Consider the following 14,883-nt stretch of genomic DNA (forward strand, 5'->3'; position numbering starts at 1 on the left):
ACGAATCGCCCGGAGAACATCATGCCCCTCTATCCCATCCTCAGCGCCCTGCTCGGCTACCCCGAGCAGGATCTGCTGGACGCTCTGTCCGAGATCGATGCCGCGCTGGCCGAATGGCCGCAGGCGCGCGAGCTGCTGGCGCCCATCACCGGCCTGCTGCGCAGCGCGTCGCTGATCGCACTGCAGGAGAACTACGTCGCCACCTTCGACCGCAACCCGGCGCACTCGCTGCACCTGTTCGAGCACGTACATGGCGAAAGCCGCGACCGCGGCCAGGCCATGGTCGACCTGATCGACGAGTACCGACGCGACGGCTTTGAACCCGCCGCGTCGGAACTGCCCGACTACGTGCCGCTGTTCCTGGAGTTCCTCGGCGCGCTGGTGGCCGACGATAAGGAAGCGCGCGCCGAGCAATTGCTGGGCGACGCGATCCATGTGCTGGCCGCAATCGGCGACCGGCTGGCGCGCAACGAAAGCCCGTACGCGGGCGTGTTCGCGGTGCTGCCCACGCTGACCGACGTGCAGCCGCAACCGCAGCAGGAGCCGCCGGTGCGGGATATGGACGAGGCGCTGGAGACCTTCGGGCCGGGGGCCGACGGCGTGGAACCGCTGCTGGCGCCGCAAATGGGGCCGCAGGCGGTGAAGTTCTATCCGCGCGGCACGGCGCCAGTGCCGGTGCCAGCGGCTTGCTGAAATGCTTGCACGAACCGACTGTTTGCTCCCCTCTCCCGCTTGCGGGAGAGGGGCGGGGGTGAGGCCGGGAGCTTCGACGAGCGCCGGTGCTTAAACCACCCCTCACCCTACCCTCTCCCCTGAGGGGAGAGGGAACACAATCGGCAATGGCAAAGACACAGGCAAGCCAACCACTCAATCAACCCTGCCCCAGCAACGGCAGCTACTGAGCTAATACCATGGCAACGCTCCACCAATTCCTCTACGGCATCTACCCGTACATCGCTGCCGCCATCTTCCTGTTCGGCAGCCTGGCCCGCTTCGAGCGCGAGCAATACACCTGGAAGACCGACAGCTCGCAGGTGCTGTACCGCGGCAATCTGCGCACGGGCAACATCCTGTTCCACGTGGGCATCCTCGGCCTGTTCTTCGGCCACCTGGTCGGCCTGCTGACACCGGTGGCGGTATGGGACGCGCTCGGCGTCTCGCACGGCTTCAAGCAAGGTGTGGCAATGGCCGCCGGCGGCGTGATGGGCACCATGTGCCTGGCCGGCCTGCTGATCCTGCTGCACCGCCGCCTGAGCAACGCCCGCGTGTCCGCTGTGACCCGCACCGGCGACAAGGTGCTGCTGCTGTGGCTGCTGGTGACACTGCTGCTCGGCCTGTCCACCATCTTCGAATCCGCCGGTCATATGGACGGCCACATGATGGTGCAGCTGATGACCTGGGCGCAGCACATCGTCACGCTGCGCGGCGACGCGGCCAGCTATATCGCCGATGCGCCGCTGCTGTTCAAGGCGCACCTGTTCATGGGCATCACGCTGTTCGCGATCTTCCCGTTCACGCGGCTGGTGCACGTGTGGAGCGGCTTTGCCTCGGTCGGCTACCTCGGCCGTGCCTGGCAGCTCGTGCGTAGCCGCTGAGCGCCGCAACCCGACAAGGAGAACAGCATGCCTGTCACCGTCAACGGCGTGGAACTGCGCGACGCCGATATCGAACGCGAACTGGACCACCATCACGATGCGGCCAACCCGGCGCGGCTGGCCACCATCTCGGCCATCCTGCGCCAGCTGGTGCGCACCGAAGCCGACCGCATCGGCCTCGCCACCGAAGGCCTGGACGACGACGCCCTGGCGCTGGCGCTGCTGGAACGCGAGGCCGGCATCCCCGAGCCCGACGAAGCCAGCTGCCGCCGTCACTACGACAGCCGCCCGGAGCGCTTTCGCGACGGCGGATGGGTCGAGGCCGACCATATCCTGTTCCAGGTCACGCCGCGCGTGCCGTTGGACGCGCTGCGCGAGATCGCCGCGCAGACGCTGGCGCTGGTGCGCGGCGACCCCTCGACCTTTCCCGAGCATGCCCGGGCGCTGTCAAACTGCCCCAGCGGCGTCAACGGCGGCCGCCTCGGCCGCGTATTCCGCGGCGAGACCGCACCGGAGTTCGAGCGCGCGCTGTTCGCGGCGCAGCAGGACGGCGTCCTGCCGCAACTGGTCGAGTCGCGTTTTGGCCTGCATATCGTGCGCATCCTCGAGCGCTGCCCCGGCACGCGCCTGCCCTTCGACGCGGTGCGCGGCGATATCGCCCGCGCCCTCGCAGCCGCCGCGCGCGACCGCGCCTGGAAGCAGTACGCGAGCTTGCTGATCGGCCGCGCGCGGATCGAAGGCATCGAACTGGAAGGTGCCGAGAGCCCGCTGGTGCAGTAGCCACCGTTCTCTTACCAACGCCACCGGAAACCGCCATGCATCAGATCGAACATCTGCTCAAAGGCTTCGAGCGGTTCCAGCAACGCTACTTCGACGACGAGCCGCGGCTGTTCGACACGCTACGCACCGGCCAGCAGCCGCCGACGCTGCTGATCGGCTGCTGCGATTCGCGGGTCGACCCGGCCCTGCTGCTCGGCTGCGACCCTGGCGAGCTCTTCACCGTGCGCAATATCGGCAACCTGGTGCCGCCCTGCACCGGTCGCCATGAAGGCAGCCTGCACGGCGTCTCCGCCGCGATCCAGTTCGCCGTGCAGCAATTGCGGGTTGCCCGCATCATCGTGATGGGCCACGGCGGCTGCGGCGGCATCCGCGCCTTGCTGGCGCAGCCGTGCGACGCGGGCGATCATCCGCCCGACGAAGATGAAGAAGCCGACTACCTCGGCGCCTGGGTGCGCATCGCCGCGCCGGCGCGCCGGCAGGTAGAACAGACGCTCGCGCACGCCAGCCCGGCGCAGCGCCAGCGCGCCTGCGAGCAGGCGGCGATCCTGGTATCGCTGCGCAACCTGCAGACCTTCCCGTTCGTGCGGCGCGCGCTCACTGCAGGCGACCTGACGCTGCACGGCTGGTACTTCGACTTGCAGGCCGGTGCGCTGCTGGCCTACTCACAGCGCGCCGACGCGTTCCTGCCGCTGGTATGCCCGCTGCCAGCCCAATCAGAATCCTGACATCATGAGTCCTTTTATCCTTGGCATCACCGGCACGTCCGGCAGCGGCAAGACCACATTGATTACTGCCCTGCTGCCCTGGTTTCGTGCCCGCGGCCTGACCGTCAACGTGGTCAAGCACAGTCATCACCCGCTGGAACTTGAGCCGCCCGGCAAGGACAGCGCACGCTTTCGCGCCGCCGGCGCGGCGGAGGTGATGGTGGCCTCGCCCTATCGCTATGCCATCGTGCGCGAGCTGGTGGATGAAGCCGAGCCGACGCTGGCCGAGCAGGTGGCGCGACTGCGGGGTGCGGATATCACATTGGTAGAGGGCTTTCGGCGCGAGGCCATTCCTCGGATTGAGGTCTATCGGCCGGCGCATGGGCGTGCACCCTACTATCCTAGTGATTCTTCCATTGTTGCGTTGGCTACTGATGCGTGGATGGATACGACGTTGCCATGTCTGCGGCTGGATGATGTGGCGCAGGTGGGGGCGTTCATTCTCGCGATGAAGGATCAAGGGGCCGATGCTCGACCGCCCGCGTTGCTGGTGACATGGTGTCGCTGTTGAACCGCTCGGTTCCGCCCTCCTGGGCGGGTCACTTTTTGTCCGAGCGACAAAAAGATGGAATGAACGCGCCCCGGCCTCGGCGCGGAGCTCGGCAAGCCATGGTGGGGATGTATCACAGGAAGGGGCGGGTCCCCCATCGCGAAACGGCATCGATGTGCCAGAGTGGAAGTTCACACAGTCCACACAGGATGGAGGGACCCGAAATGAATACTACGATCTACGGTCTGGACATTGCAAAGACTACTTTCCAACTCTATTGGGTCGAATCCAACGGCAAGTGTTTCAATCGTCGCTTCAGCCGGCAGAAACTGATTGAGTTCCTCGCCAAGCGTGAGCCTGGACGGGTGGCGCTCGAAGCGTGCGGCAGCGCTCACTGGTGGGCCCGCCAGCTGCGCAGCCTCGGCCACGAACCGGTGCTGCTGCACCCCAACTACGTGCGTCCGTTTGTCCAGACCAACAAGACCGAGGCCACCGACGCCAAGGCTATCTGGACCGCGGCGCAGCAGCCCGGCATGCCCGTCGTTGCCCCCAAGACCGAGCCGCAGCAGTCCCTGCTCAGCCTGCACGCACTGCGCCAGCTGCGCGTGAAGATGCGCACCATGCTGGTCAACCAGTTGCGCGGCATGTTGTTCGAATTCGGCGTCCACTTCCCCCGCGGACTGCGTACCGGCCTGCAGGAAATCGTGCAACACATGGCCGACATCGAGCAGAGCGTGCCGCCCATGCTGTTCGAGTTCGTGCACGAACAATTGCAAAGCATCGAACGGCTCGATGAGGAGATTGCCCGCCTCGACCAGCGTATCAACGCCTGGGGCCGGCAGAACCGGGCTTGCCAGACCATTCTCGCCATCCCGGGTATCGGCATGCACACCGCCACGGCCGGCCCGCAGGCTCGCCTGCACCACAAGGCCGGATATAAGTCTGCAACCAGTCCTGCTCGAGCCAGCATGTTCGTCTTACCTTGCAAACCGGGGCGCGTTCATATAAGTGACCCGCCCAGGAGGGCGGAACCAAGCGGTTCAAACAACGACAACATGTCACCGGCAGCGGGAGCCGTCGAGCATCGACCAGATGCCTGCAACAGGCACACCCCATAACCACCCCTGCCCACGATCAACACTCTCAAACACAGCCCTCCAACCCGGCTCGCAGTTTGACCCCAGTCAATCCCACACCGCCAGTGTTTCACCATGATGGCCCCAGACGCCAGGTGCCCAACAAACAACCTAAGCACCGCGAGACCGAGCTTTCCTCAACCCGCTGACCCACAGCACCATGAAAGCAAAAAACCGGCTGTACCCCGCAATCGCGGCAATACCGCTCTCACTCTGTCTGGGACTACCACAGGCAGCCACCACCGCGGCAAAGGCCACACCCAAGGCCGAACAGAAAACAGCAATCCCCACCCTCACCGCCGCCGAATTCGACCACGCCAGGCAGATCTACTTCGAGCGCTGCGCCGGCTGCCACGGCGTGCTGCGCAAAGGCGCCACCGGCAAGCCGCTGATCCCTGACATCACCCGCGCACGCGGCACCGAATACCTCAAGACCTTCATCAAGTATGGCAGCCCCGCCGGCATGCCGAACTGGGGCACCTCCGGCGACCTCTCCGACAAGGAAGTCGACCTGATGGCCCGCTACATCCAGCTCGACCCGCCGACACCGCCCGAGTTCTCGCTGGCCGACATGGAGAAAAGCCGCAAGGACATCATGCCAGTGGCCCAGCGCCCGACGAAGAAGTTAAACCAGTACAACCTGGACAACCTCTTCTCGGTCACGCTGCGCGATGCCGGCGAGGTGGCGCTGATTGACGGCGACAGCAAGCAGATCATCAATATCGTCAAGACCGGCTATGCCGTGCATATCTCGCGCATGTCCGCATCCGGGCGCTACCTGTACGTGATCGGCCGCGACGCGCGGCTGGATCTGATCGACCTGTGGCTGCCCAAGCCTGACATCGTCGCCGAGGTCAAGATCGGCATGGAGGCGCGTTCGGTCGAGACCTCCAAGTACAAGGGCTATGAAGACAAGTACGCGGTGGCAGGCTCGTACTGGCCACCGCAATACGTGATCATGGAAGGCGACACTCTCAAGCCGCTCAAGGTCGTCTCCACCCGCGGCATGACAGTTGACAACGAGTATCACCCCGAACCACGCGTGGCCTCGATCGTGGCCAGCCATTTCCATCCGGAGTTCGTGATCAACGCCAAGGAGACCGGCAAGATCCTGATGGTCAACTACTCGGACCTGTCCAACCTGAAGACCACCACCATCGATTCCGCCAAGTTCCTGCATGACGGCGGCTTCGATTCCACCGGCCGCTACTTCCTGGTCGCGGCCAATGCGTCGGACAAGATCGCCGTGGTCGATACCAAGGAAGACAAGCTGGCAGCGCTGATCGAGGTAGGCAAGACCCCGCACCCGGGGCGCGGCGCCAACTTCTCGCACCCGACGTTCGGCCCGGTCTGGGCCACCAGCCACCTCGGCGACGAGACCATCAGCCTGATCGGCACCGACCCCGCCGGCCATCCGGCGCAGGCGTGGAAGGTGGTGCAGACGCTCAAGGGCCAGGGCGGTGGCTCGCTCTTCATCAAGACGCACCCAAAGTCGTCCAACCTCTGGGTGGATACGCCGCTGAACCCGGACGCCAAGCTCAACCAGTCGGTGGCGGTGTTCGATACGCGTAACCTGGAAGGCGGCTTCAAGGTGCTGCCGATCGCCGACTGGGCCGAGCTGAAGGGCGCGGGTGCCAAGCGCGTGGTGCAGGCCGAGTACAACAAGGCCGGCGATGAAGTCTGGTTCTCCGTCTGGGGCACCAAGGACGGCGAATCCGCGCTGGTGGTGGTCGATGACAAGACCCGCACGCTCAAGACTGTGATCAAGGACAAGCGCCTGGTCACGCCGACCGGCAAGTTCAACGCCTACAACACACAGCACGACGTCTATTAAGCCAGCGGGCTCGCACCGCCTCCGCGGTGCGAGCCCGAACGCCATTCCTACAACGGAAAACACCATGCGAAAACAACAAGTCTTGCCTTCCCTGCTGGCGGCCGTCGGCTGCGCCCTGTCGCTCGGCGTCGCCATCCCCGACGTTGCCCACGCCAGCCAGCAACTCGCGTCCGGCAAGGCCTGCCTGTCGTGCCACGGCATCGACAAGAAAATGATCGGACCCGCCTTCAAGGACATCAAGGGCAAGTACTCCGCCAGGAAGGACGGCGAGGCACGTATGGTCCAGTCCATCATGAAGGGGAGCAGCGGCCAGTGGGGCCCGGTGCCGATGCCGGCCAACGCAGTCAGCGACGCCGAGGCCAATACGCTGGCCAAATGGATCCTTTCGCTCTGAGCCGGCATACCGTGCTGGCGACGCTGGCCGCGGCCATGCTGGGCGCCGCGCCCGCTGCCTTCGGCCAGCCCACGCCCGCGCGGCAGGCGCAGCTCGCGCACTGGGTGCGCGATGACTGCGGCGCCTGCCACGGCATGACGCTGCGCGGCGGGCTGGGTCCGCCGCTGACGCGCGAGGCGCTGGCCGGCAAGCCGCGCGAGAGCCTCGTCGCCACCGTGCTTTATGGCCGGCCCGGCACCGCGATGCCGCCCTGGCAACCCTTCATGACGCAGGATGAAGCCCAATGGCTGATCGATCGACTCCAGGCCGGCAAGCCGCCGACCGTGGCGCCACCGGCAAACTGATCCGAGGCATTGCGGCAGCCCTCGGCGTAATGCTCGCTGCCACGCTGCTGGCCGCCTGCGCCACCGCCGTGCGCGGCACCGGCGATCTCGGCGTGGTGGTGGAGCGCGCTGCCGGCCGCCTGCAGATCGTCGAAACCACCGGCATGACGCGGCTGGCCACGGTGGATGGTCTGGGCGACCTGTCGCACGCCAGCGTGGTGTTCTCGCGCGATGCGCGCTATGCCTATGTGTTCGGCCGCGATGGGGGGCTCACGCGCGTGGACCTGCTCGGCGCGCGCATCACCCACCGCGTGCTGCAGGCCGGCAACAGCATCGGCGGCGCGATCTCGCAGGACGGTCGCGTGGTGGCCGCGCAGAACTACGCGCCGGGCGGCATCCGCCTGTTCGACGCACAGACGCTTGAGCCGCTGGCGGACCTGCCGGCCATCGGCAACGACGGGCGCCGCGCCAAGGTGGTGGGCCTGGCCGACCTGCCCGGCCGCCGCTTTGCCGCGAGCCTGTTCGAGTCCGGCGAGATCTGGATCATCGACGCTGCCGACCCGCGCCATCCGCAGGTGACGCGCCTGCCCGCCGGCCGCGAGCCATACGACGGGCTGGTCACGCCCGACGGCCGCTGGTACCTGGCGGGCCTGTTCGGCGAAGACGGGGTGGGGCTGGTCGACCTGTGGCAGACGCCGCCGCAGGCACGCCGCATCCTGTCCGGCTATGGCCGCGGCAGCGCGCCGCTGCCGGTCTACAAGATGCCGCACTTGCGCGGCTGGGCCATGGCGCAGGGCCTGGCATGGCTGCCGGCGATCGGCCGGCATGAAGTGCTGGTCGCCGATCCCGCGCGCGGCTGGCAGCAGAGCGCCCGCGTGGCGCTGGCCGGCCAGCCGGTGTTCGTGATGGCGCGGCCCGACGGGCGCCAGGTCTGGGTCAACTTTGCCTTCCCGCACAACGATACCGTTCAGGTGATCGACACCGCCACGCGCGAGGTGGTGCGCACGCTGCGCCCGTGCCGCGGCGTGCTGCACATGGAATTCACGCCCAAGGGCGAGGCGCTGTGGCTGTCCTGCCGCGACGACAACCGCGTCGAGGTCTACGACACCGCCAGCCTCGCGCGCATCGCCACGCTGCCGGCGGACAACCCCAGCGGGATCTTCTTCACCGCGCGGGCGCAACGGCTCGGCATGTGAGACGCCATCATGTACGACGAGCGAAATCTCTATGACTGCCTGCAGCGCGACTTCCCGCTGCAGCCCCGCCCCTACCAGGCGCTGGCCGAACGGCTCGGCCTGTGCGAGCACACGCTGCTGACGCTGCTGGCGCGCGACTTCGGCGCCGGGCGCATCAGCCGCGTGGGCGCAGTGTTCGCGCCCAATGTGATCGGCGTCAGCACGCTGGCCGCGCTGTCGGTGCCGCCGGCGCAACTGGACCGCGTGGCGGCGCGCGTCAACGCCTGCGCCGCGGTCAGCCACAACTACGCGCGCGGCGGGCACCCGTACAACCTGTGGTTCGTCGCGGGCGCGCGCGACCGGCGCTTGCTCGATGGCGCGCTGGCGAGCATCGCCAGCGCTACCGGACAGGCACCGCTGGACCTGCCGATGGCGCGCGAGTACCACATCGACCTCGGCTTCACCCTCACGCACCGCCCTGCCGGCGGTAACGCGCCGGCACACCGGCGCACGCGCGGTGCCGCGCCATCAACGCCACCCGTGACGCTGGACGACGACGACTGGCGCCTGGTGGCCGCGCTGGAAGCCGGCCTGCCGCTGACGCCACGCCCGTTCCATGACCTGGCGCTGCGCACGCGCATGCCGCTGCCGCGCATCCTGGAGCGGCTGGCGCAGTGGTCCGCGCAAGGCGTGATCCGGCGCCTGGGCGTGGTGCTGCACCACGGCCGCTTCGGCTATCGCCACAACGCCATGTGCGTGTGGGATGTGCCGGACGCCCGCGTCGACGCCGTCGGCCTGCGGCTGGCCCGGCTGCCGCGCGTGACGCTGTGCTACCGCCGCGCGCGCCGGCTGCCCGACTGGCCCTACAACCTGTTCGCGATGATCCATGCTCGCGACCCGCACGACCTGAAGCCCGCGCTGGAACATATCCGCGCGACCGCGGGCCTGGACCAGACCCCGGGCGCGGTGCTGGTGGGCACGCGCTGCTACCGGCAGCGCGGCATGCGCTACGCCACGCAGGTGGCGGCATGACTGCCCTCTGCGATCTGCTCGATCCGCCCGACCCGCTCGATGCGCTGGACCGCCGCATCGTCAACGCGCTGCAGCGCGGCCTGCCGCTGGTGCCGCGCCCGTATGCCGAAGCCGCCGCCGCGCTCGGCATTGCCGAGGCTGAGCTGCTGGTGCGGCTGCGCGCGCTGCTCGAGCGGGGCGTGCTGACCCGCTTCGGCCCGCTGTACCAGATCGAGCGCGCGGGCGGCCGCTTCGTGCTGTGCGCCTGCCATGCACCGGCCGACCGGCTCGAAGCGGTGATCGCGGCCATCAATGCCCATCCTGAAGTCGCGCATCACTATGCCCGCACGCATCACCTGAACCTGTGGTTCGTGCTGGCCGTGGCACGGCTCGACGACGTGGCGCCCGCGCTGGCGCGTATTGCCGCCGCGGCCGGCGTCGAGATCCTGCCGTTCCCCAAGGAACGCGAGTTCTTCGTCAACCTCTACCTGCCCGCCTGATGCCCGATCCCGATGCCCCCGCCGGCCCGCCCGATGCGATCGACCTTGCCCTGATCCACGCCACCCAGGCCGGCCTGCCGCTGGTGCCGGCCCCCTATGCCGCGATCGCCACTGCTCTTGGCCTGAGCGAACGGGAAGTCATCGCAAGGCTTGCCGCTATGCAGGCACGCGGCATGCTGCGGCGTATCGGCGCGGTGCCCAACCACTACCGGCTGGGCTGGCGCGCCAACGGCATGACCGTGTGGGACGTCGACGATGCCTGCGTCGACGCGCTGGGCGAGCGCATCGGCGCCTTGCCCTTTGTCAGCCACTGCTACCGGCGTCCGCGCCACCTGCCGCACTGGCCCTACAACCTGTTTGCGATGGTCCATGCGCGCACGCATGCAGACGCCGCGCCGCAGATCACCCGCATCGCCACGCTGCTGGGCGACGCCTGCCGGGCGCACGACGTGCTGTGGTCCACCCGCATCCTGAAGAAAACCGGCCTGCGCCTGCCGCCCGCCGGGCAAGCCAACCAGGAGACCCGCTGATGTTTCGCCTGTCCCGCTTCATGGAAGCCCTGCGCGATGCCGGGCCCGTACCGCCGCCGCGCAAGCCGGCCGGCCCGGTAGTGATCTGGAACCTGATCCGCCGCTGCAACCTGAACTGCCGACATTGCTATGCCACCTCCGCCGACACCAATTTCAAGGGCGAGCTCGATACCCCCGAGGCACTGCGTGTGCTGGGCCAGCTGCGTGACGCACGCGTGCCCGCGCTGATCCTCTCCGGCGGCGAGCCGCTGCTGCGCCCGGACCTGTACGAGATTGCCGCGCGTGCGCGCGAACTGGGCTTCCACCTGTCCTTGTCCTCCAACGGCACGCTGCTCGATGCAGGCCATGCCGCGCGGCTGGCCGCGGCCGGGTTCGATTACGTCGGCGTCAGCCTGGACGGCCTGCCCGCCACGCACGACCGCTTCCGGCGCAGCGACGGCGCTTTCGGGCAGGCCCTCGCCGGGCTGCGCGCTGCGCGTGCGGCCGGCCTGCGCGTGGGCGTGCGCATGACGCTGACCGAAGCCAACGCCGCGCAGTTGCCGGAACTGGTGGCGCTGACCGAGCGCGAAGGCATCGACAAGTTCTACCTGTCGCACTTCAACTACGCCGGCCGCGCACGCAGCCACCGCGCCGAAGACGCGCGCCATGCCCGCACCCGCACCGCGCTCGACTGGCTGTTCGAGCACGTCTGGCAGCGCGCGGGGCAAGGCCACGCCGGCGACTTCGTCACCGGCAACAACGACGCAGACGGGGTCTACCTGCTCTACTGGATCGCGCGTCGCTTCCCACAGCGCGTGGCCGACATGCGGCAGCGGCTGGAGCATTGGGGCGGAAATGCCACCGGTGTCGGCGTGGCCAATATCGACAATCTCGGCAATGTGCATCCCGATACGATGTGGTGGCACGTGACGCTCGGCAACGTGCGAGAACGGCCCTTCGGCGAGATCTGGGCCAGCCGCGCCGATCCACTGATGGCGGGCCTGGCCAGCGCGCCTCGCCCGCTGCAAGGGCGCTGCGCCACCTGCGCGCATCGCGCGATCTGCAACGGCAATACGCGCGTGCGTGCGTTTGCGCTCACCGGCAACGCGTGGGCCGAGGACCCGGGCTGCTACCTCAGCGACGCGGAAATCGGCTTGGAGGTCACGGCATGAAGACCGTGCTTCGATGGCTGGCTGCGGTGGCACTGGCCTGTGCTGTCCAAGCCGTGCATGCCGCCGACCCCGCCACGCTCTACAGCCAGCACTGCGCCGCCTGCCACGGCGCCGACCGGCTCGGCGGCATGGGCCCGGCGCTGCTGCCGGAAAGCGTGGAGCGGCTGCGCGCCAGCGAACTCGACAGCGTGCTGCGCGATGGCCGCGCCGCCACGCAGATGGCCGGCTTCAGCGGCACGCTGGCCGAGCCAGCGTTGCAGGCCCTGGCGCGCTGGCTGCGCACGGCGCCCTCGGCGGCCCCGCAGTGGAACGAGGCGGCCATCCGCGCCAGCCACATCGTCCACCATTCGCCCGGCAGCCTGCCGGCGCGGCCCGTATTCAGCGCCGATCCGCAGAACCTGTTCGTGGTGGTCGAGGCCGGCAGCCACCATATGACGGTGCTCGACGGCGACCGGCTCGCGCCGGTCCATCGCTTTGCCACCCGCTTCGCGCTGCACGGCGGCCCCAAGTTCAGCCGCGACGGCCGCTATGTCTACATGGCCAGCCGCGACGGCTGGCTCAGCAAGTACGACCTGTGGAACCTGGCCTATGTGGCGGAAATCCGCGTCGGCCTGAACACGCGCAACGTTGCCGTCAGCGACGACGGGCGCTGGGTGCTGGCCGGCAACACGCTGCCGCGCACGCTGGTGCTGCTTAATGCGGACGACCTGTCGCTGGTGCGGGTCATCGACGTGAAGGGCCAGGGCGGCGAGAAGTCGCGTGTCTCCGCCGTCTATGACGCGGCGCCGCGCCACAGCTTTATCGCCGCGCTCAAGGACATCGCCGAGGTCTGGGAGATTCCCTATGCCGATCCGGCGGGCAAACCGCTGCCCGTACTCACGCCGCGCATGCTTGCGCTGGACGACGTGCTCGACGACTTCTTCTTCGACCAGCCCTACCGTCATATCCTGGGCGCATCGCGCGGCGGCACTGGGCAGGTGATCGACCTGGATGCGGGGCGCAAGGTGGCGACGCTGGCGCTCGGCGGCATGCCGCACCTGGGCAGCGGCATCACGTGGCAGCGCAACGGGCGCGAGGTGATGGCATCGCCCGACCTCGGGCAGGGGCGCCTCAGCGTGATCGACATGCAGGACTGGCACACCATCGCCACGGTGCCGACCAACGGCCCGGGCTTCTTCCTGCGCAGCCATGAGAACACGCCATACGCCTGGGCCGACGCGATGATGAGTCCGAGGCGCGACACGCTGCAGGTGATCGACAAGCAGACCCTGCAGGTGGTGGGCATCGTCACGCCCGCGCCGGGACGCACCGCGGCGCATGTGGAATTCACGCGCGACGGGCGCTATGCGCTGGTTAGCCTGATGGAGCGCGACGGCGCCATCGTGGTCTATGACGCCGCCACGCTGCAGGAAGTGAAGCGCATCCCGATGGACAAGCCCATCGGCAAGTACAACGTGTTCAACAAGACCACGCGCTCAGCCGGCACCAGCCACTGAAGCAGTGTGCCCCACGATCGCAGGAGTCCGAAGATGAACCCTCCCCTGAAGCGCGGCAAGGTCTGGCTGGTCGGCGTCGGGCCCCGCAGCCCGGACCTGGTCACGGTACGCGCAATGCGCGCGCTGGCCGCCGCCGAAGTGTGGCTGGTCGATGACCTGGTGTCGCCGGAGATGTCGTGCTACGCCAGCCCCGGCACCCATGTCGAATGGGTCGGCAAGCGCGGCGGGTGCTGCTCGGTCAGCCAGGCGCGTATCCAGCAGCTGACGCTCGAACACGCACTGGCCGGCCGCACCGTCGCGCGCGTCAAGGGCGGCGATCCGCTGCTGTTCGGCCGCGGCGGCGAAGAGGCGGCCTTCCTGAGCGCGCATGGCGTGCCGGTAGAGGTCGTCAACGGCATCAGCAGCGGCATGGCCGCGGCGCAGGCGCTGGGCATTGCGCTGACGCACCGCGCGCACTGCCATGGCGTAAGCTTCGTCACCGGCCATACCAGCGAGCACGGCTCGCCCGACTGGCAGGCACTGGTGCGCGGCGGCACCACGCTGGTCATCTACATGGGCATGAGCCGGCTGGCGGCAATCCGCGACGGCTTGCTGGCGGCAGGCATGCGGGCGGACATGCCCGCGGCGGTGGTAATGCACGCCGGCAGCAGCCAGGCGCGTAGCTGGACCGGCACGATCGCTAAGCTGGCCAGTGCGGTGGTCGCCGGACTGTCCAGTCCGGCGGTGGTGCTGGTTGGCGAGGTTGTGGGGGACGCGGCACAGGCAGTGCAGGCGACGGGTCCCGAGCCCGGCTCGCTGGCCGCGTAGCCTGCCACGCGGGCCGCGCGCCGGCAGGTCCCACTTCAGATCGCCGCCGCGGCGGTCAGCCAGCCCTCTTCGGTGCTCGCCGCCGCGACCTGGCTCGCGATCGTGTCGCCCAGGCGCGTGGCATCGGCATAGACTGAGTCATGCTTCACTTCCGAGACGCCGTGCACGCCCGCGCCGCCTGCAGCGGCCATCGCCAGGTGGCCGGCGGCCGCGCCGATGCCGGCGGTTTCCGCCACGCCCGGGATATGGCCGCTGTCGGCATCGGCGACGAAGCTCTGCAGCGGCACCGCGACGCCGTTGGCCGGCTTGTACGAGATCCGCACTTCGGCGCCGACTTCGCTCTTGCCCGCACCCAGCCCGATCAGCAGGCGGCGGCGGCCGCTGCCTTCATCGATCTGGCGGAAGTCGCCCGCGACGATCAGCGCATTGGCGCCGGCCGGCACCGGCGCGTCCGAGTGCACCGCATGCAGTCCCCTGGCCTGCAGCTGGCGCACGATCTCGTCGGCGACCTGCTCGCGCGCTTCCGCCGCGGCCTGCGACTGCGCGCCGGCGGACGAGCCGCCCGTCGCCATCATCTTCACCTTCTGCGCGAGGCCGCCGTCCAGCTGCACGTGGCCGGCGTCGGCGTCGAACGCGCGGACCACGATGACGTCCGCGTGCACTGGCTGCAGCAGGCCCGTCTGGCTGATGCCGGTGACACCGGCGCTGGCGCAGCCCGCGCTCAGCAGAGCGGTGGCGGCAAGCGCGGCGATGGTCAGGCGTTTGGTCTGGGTGGCGATGGTCTGGATGGGGTTGCGCATGGCGGATCCTTCATTGGCACGTCGGTGCCGTCGGTGATGGGGGAAAGCTGTCACCGACAATCGTTCGACCACAAGATCGCAAACCATCGGAGAGCCT

Annotated in this window: 16 protein-coding genes and 1 pseudogene; 16 read left to right on the plus strand and 1 reads right to left on the minus strand. The window is 68.5% G+C overall.

The genetic code is table 11. The features are described 5' to 3' along the window. Positions 1 to 21 precede the first annotated feature (21 nt). The 16 genes and pseudogenes from narJ to cobA all read left to right on the plus strand — a co-directional run bounded on the left by narJ (position 22) and on the right by cobA (position 13,986). Positions 22 to 693 (plus strand): nitrate reductase molybdenum cofactor assembly chaperone, encoded by a 672-nt coding sequence (gene narJ / locus K307_RS17400; RefSeq protein WP_042879954.1) that lies wholly within the window; start codon positions 22 to 24, stop codon positions 691 to 693. Positions 694 to 911: 218 nt separating this feature from the next. After that, complete coding sequence (gene narI, locus K307_RS17405; RefSeq protein ID WP_042879955.1) at positions 912 to 1,595, plus strand: respiratory nitrate reductase subunit gamma; 684 nt, start codon at positions 912 to 914, stop codon at positions 1,593 to 1,595. Between the two features lie 27 nt (positions 1,596 to 1,622). Continuing rightward, complete coding sequence (locus K307_RS17410; RefSeq protein ID WP_042879956.1) at positions 1,623 to 2,375, plus strand: peptidylprolyl isomerase; 753 nt, start codon at positions 1,623 to 1,625, stop codon at positions 2,373 to 2,375. 35 nt (positions 2,376 to 2,410) lie between these two features. Continuing rightward, entirely contained in the window at positions 2,411 to 3,100 is a 690-nt protein-coding gene (locus K307_RS17415; RefSeq protein ID WP_042879957.1) for a carbonic anhydrase, read from the plus strand. 4 nt (positions 3,101 to 3,104) lie between these two features. Beyond that, positions 3,105 to 3,650 (plus strand): molybdopterin-guanine dinucleotide biosynthesis protein B, encoded by a 546-nt coding sequence (gene mobB / locus K307_RS17420; RefSeq protein ID WP_042879959.1) that lies wholly within the window; start codon positions 3,105 to 3,107, stop codon positions 3,648 to 3,650. Positions 3,651 to 3,853: 203 nt separating this feature from the next. After that, a pseudogene (locus tag K307_RS17425) lies at positions 3,854 to 4,531 on the plus strand (IS110 family transposase); the annotation flags it as partial. Positions 4,532 to 4,925: 394 nt separating this feature from the next. After that, positions 4,926 to 6,599: a nitrite reductase gene (locus K307_RS17430; protein WP_042879961.1), complete on the plus strand. Its 1,674-nt coding sequence runs from the start codon at positions 4,926 to 4,928 to the stop codon at positions 6,597 to 6,599. Positions 6,600 to 6,663: 64 nt separating this feature from the next. After that, a complete protein-coding gene (locus K307_RS17435; RefSeq protein ID WP_042879962.1) occupies positions 6,664 to 6,993 on the plus strand; it encodes a c-type cytochrome in 330 nt (109 codons plus the stop codon). 35 nt (positions 6,994 to 7,028) lie between these two features. After that, complete coding sequence (locus tag K307_RS17440; protein WP_230625940.1) at positions 7,029 to 7,337, plus strand: c-type cytochrome; 309 nt, start codon at positions 7,029 to 7,031, stop codon at positions 7,335 to 7,337. Next, positions 7,277 to 8,512, plus strand: a complete 1,236-nt coding sequence (locus K307_RS17445) for a cytochrome D1 domain-containing protein (RefSeq protein ID WP_080745056.1) — start codon at positions 7,277 to 7,279, stop codon at positions 8,510 to 8,512. Before K307_RS17440 ends, K307_RS17445 begins: the two co-directional genes overlap by 61 nt. Positions 8,513 to 8,521: 9 nt before the next feature. Further along, entirely contained in the window at positions 8,522 to 9,523 is a 1,002-nt protein-coding gene (locus tag K307_RS17450) for an Lrp/AsnC family transcriptional regulator (RefSeq protein ID WP_042879966.1), read from the plus strand. After that, positions 9,520 to 10,002 (plus strand): Lrp/AsnC family transcriptional regulator, encoded by a 483-nt coding sequence (locus tag K307_RS17455; protein ID WP_051974943.1) that lies wholly within the window; start codon positions 9,520 to 9,522, stop codon positions 10,000 to 10,002. Before K307_RS17450 ends, K307_RS17455 begins: the two co-directional genes overlap by 4 nt. Then, entirely contained in the window at positions 10,002 to 10,532 is a 531-nt protein-coding gene (locus K307_RS17460; RefSeq protein ID WP_042879967.1) for an AsnC family transcriptional regulator, read from the plus strand. Before K307_RS17455 ends, K307_RS17460 begins: the two co-directional genes overlap by 1 nt. Then, positions 10,532 to 11,683, plus strand: a complete 1,152-nt coding sequence (gene nirJ, locus K307_RS17465) for a heme d1 biosynthesis radical SAM protein NirJ (RefSeq protein ID WP_042879969.1) — start codon at positions 10,532 to 10,534, stop codon at positions 11,681 to 11,683. Before K307_RS17460 ends, nirJ begins: the two co-directional genes overlap by 1 nt. Continuing rightward, entirely contained in the window at positions 11,680 to 13,179 is a 1,500-nt protein-coding gene (locus K307_RS17470; RefSeq protein ID WP_042879971.1) for a nitrite reductase, read from the plus strand. The genes nirJ and K307_RS17470 overlap by 4 nt, the downstream gene beginning before the upstream one ends. A 33-nt stretch (positions 13,180 to 13,212) precedes the next feature. Beyond that, positions 13,213 to 13,986, plus strand: a complete 774-nt coding sequence (gene cobA / locus K307_RS17475) for a uroporphyrinogen-III C-methyltransferase (protein ID WP_042879973.1) — start codon at positions 13,213 to 13,215, stop codon at positions 13,984 to 13,986. Between the two features lie 35 nt (positions 13,987 to 14,021). On the opposite strand, the gene K307_RS17480 is transcribed toward cobA, so the two are convergent. Then, positions 14,022 to 14,786, minus strand: coding sequence for a DUF4410 domain-containing protein (locus K307_RS17480; protein WP_042879975.1), 765 nt, complete (start codon positions 14,784 to 14,786; stop codon positions 14,022 to 14,024). Positions 14,787 to 14,883: the final 97 nt, after the last annotated feature.

It is taken from the genome of Cupriavidus necator A5-1, from assembly GCF_000744095.1.
Lineage (GTDB): Bacteria > Pseudomonadota > Gammaproteobacteria > Burkholderiales > Burkholderiaceae > Cupriavidus > Cupriavidus necator_A.

Bases quoted from the DNA above. Each gene is read 5' to 3' on its own strand.
- narJ (WP_042879954.1), top strand. From the start codon at position 22: ATGCCCCTCTATCCCATCCTCAGCGCCCTGCTCGGCTACCCCGAGCAG.
- narI (WP_042879955.1), top strand. From the start codon at position 912: ATGGCAACGCTCCACCAATTCCTCTACGGCATCTACCCGTACATCGCT.
- K307_RS17410 (WP_042879956.1), top strand. From the start codon at position 1,623: ATGCCTGTCACCGTCAACGGCGTGGAACTGCGCGACGCCGATATCGAA.
- K307_RS17415 (WP_042879957.1), top strand. From the start codon at position 2,411: ATGCATCAGATCGAACATCTGCTCAAAGGCTTCGAGCGGTTCCAGCAA.
- mobB (WP_042879959.1), top strand. From the start codon at position 3,105: ATGAGTCCTTTTATCCTTGGCATCACCGGCACGTCCGGCAGCGGCAAG.
- K307_RS17430 (WP_042879961.1), top strand. From the start codon at position 4,926: ATGAAAGCAAAAAACCGGCTGTACCCCGCAATCGCGGCAATACCGCTC.
- K307_RS17435 (WP_042879962.1), top strand. From the start codon at position 6,664: ATGCGAAAACAACAAGTCTTGCCTTCCCTGCTGGCGGCCGTCGGCTGC.
- K307_RS17440 (WP_230625940.1), top strand. From the start codon at position 7,029: ATGCTGGGCGCCGCGCCCGCTGCCTTCGGCCAGCCCACGCCCGCGCGG.
- K307_RS17445 (WP_080745056.1), top strand. From the start codon at position 7,277: ATGGCTGATCGATCGACTCCAGGCCGGCAAGCCGCCGACCGTGGCGCC.
- K307_RS17450 (WP_042879966.1), top strand. From the start codon at position 8,522: ATGTACGACGAGCGAAATCTCTATGACTGCCTGCAGCGCGACTTCCCG.
- K307_RS17455 (WP_051974943.1), top strand. From the start codon at position 9,520: ATGACTGCCCTCTGCGATCTGCTCGATCCGCCCGACCCGCTCGATGCG.
- K307_RS17460 (WP_042879967.1), top strand. From the start codon at position 10,002: ATGCCCGATCCCGATGCCCCCGCCGGCCCGCCCGATGCGATCGACCTT.
- nirJ (WP_042879969.1), top strand. From the start codon at position 10,532: ATGTTTCGCCTGTCCCGCTTCATGGAAGCCCTGCGCGATGCCGGGCCC.
- K307_RS17470 (WP_042879971.1), top strand. From the start codon at position 11,680: ATGAAGACCGTGCTTCGATGGCTGGCTGCGGTGGCACTGGCCTGTGCT.
- cobA (WP_042879973.1), top strand. From the start codon at position 13,213: ATGAACCCTCCCCTGAAGCGCGGCAAGGTCTGGCTGGTCGGCGTCGGG.
- K307_RS17480 (WP_042879975.1), bottom strand. From the start codon at position 14,786: ATGCGCAACCCCATCCAGACCATCGCCACCCAGACCAAACGCCTGACC.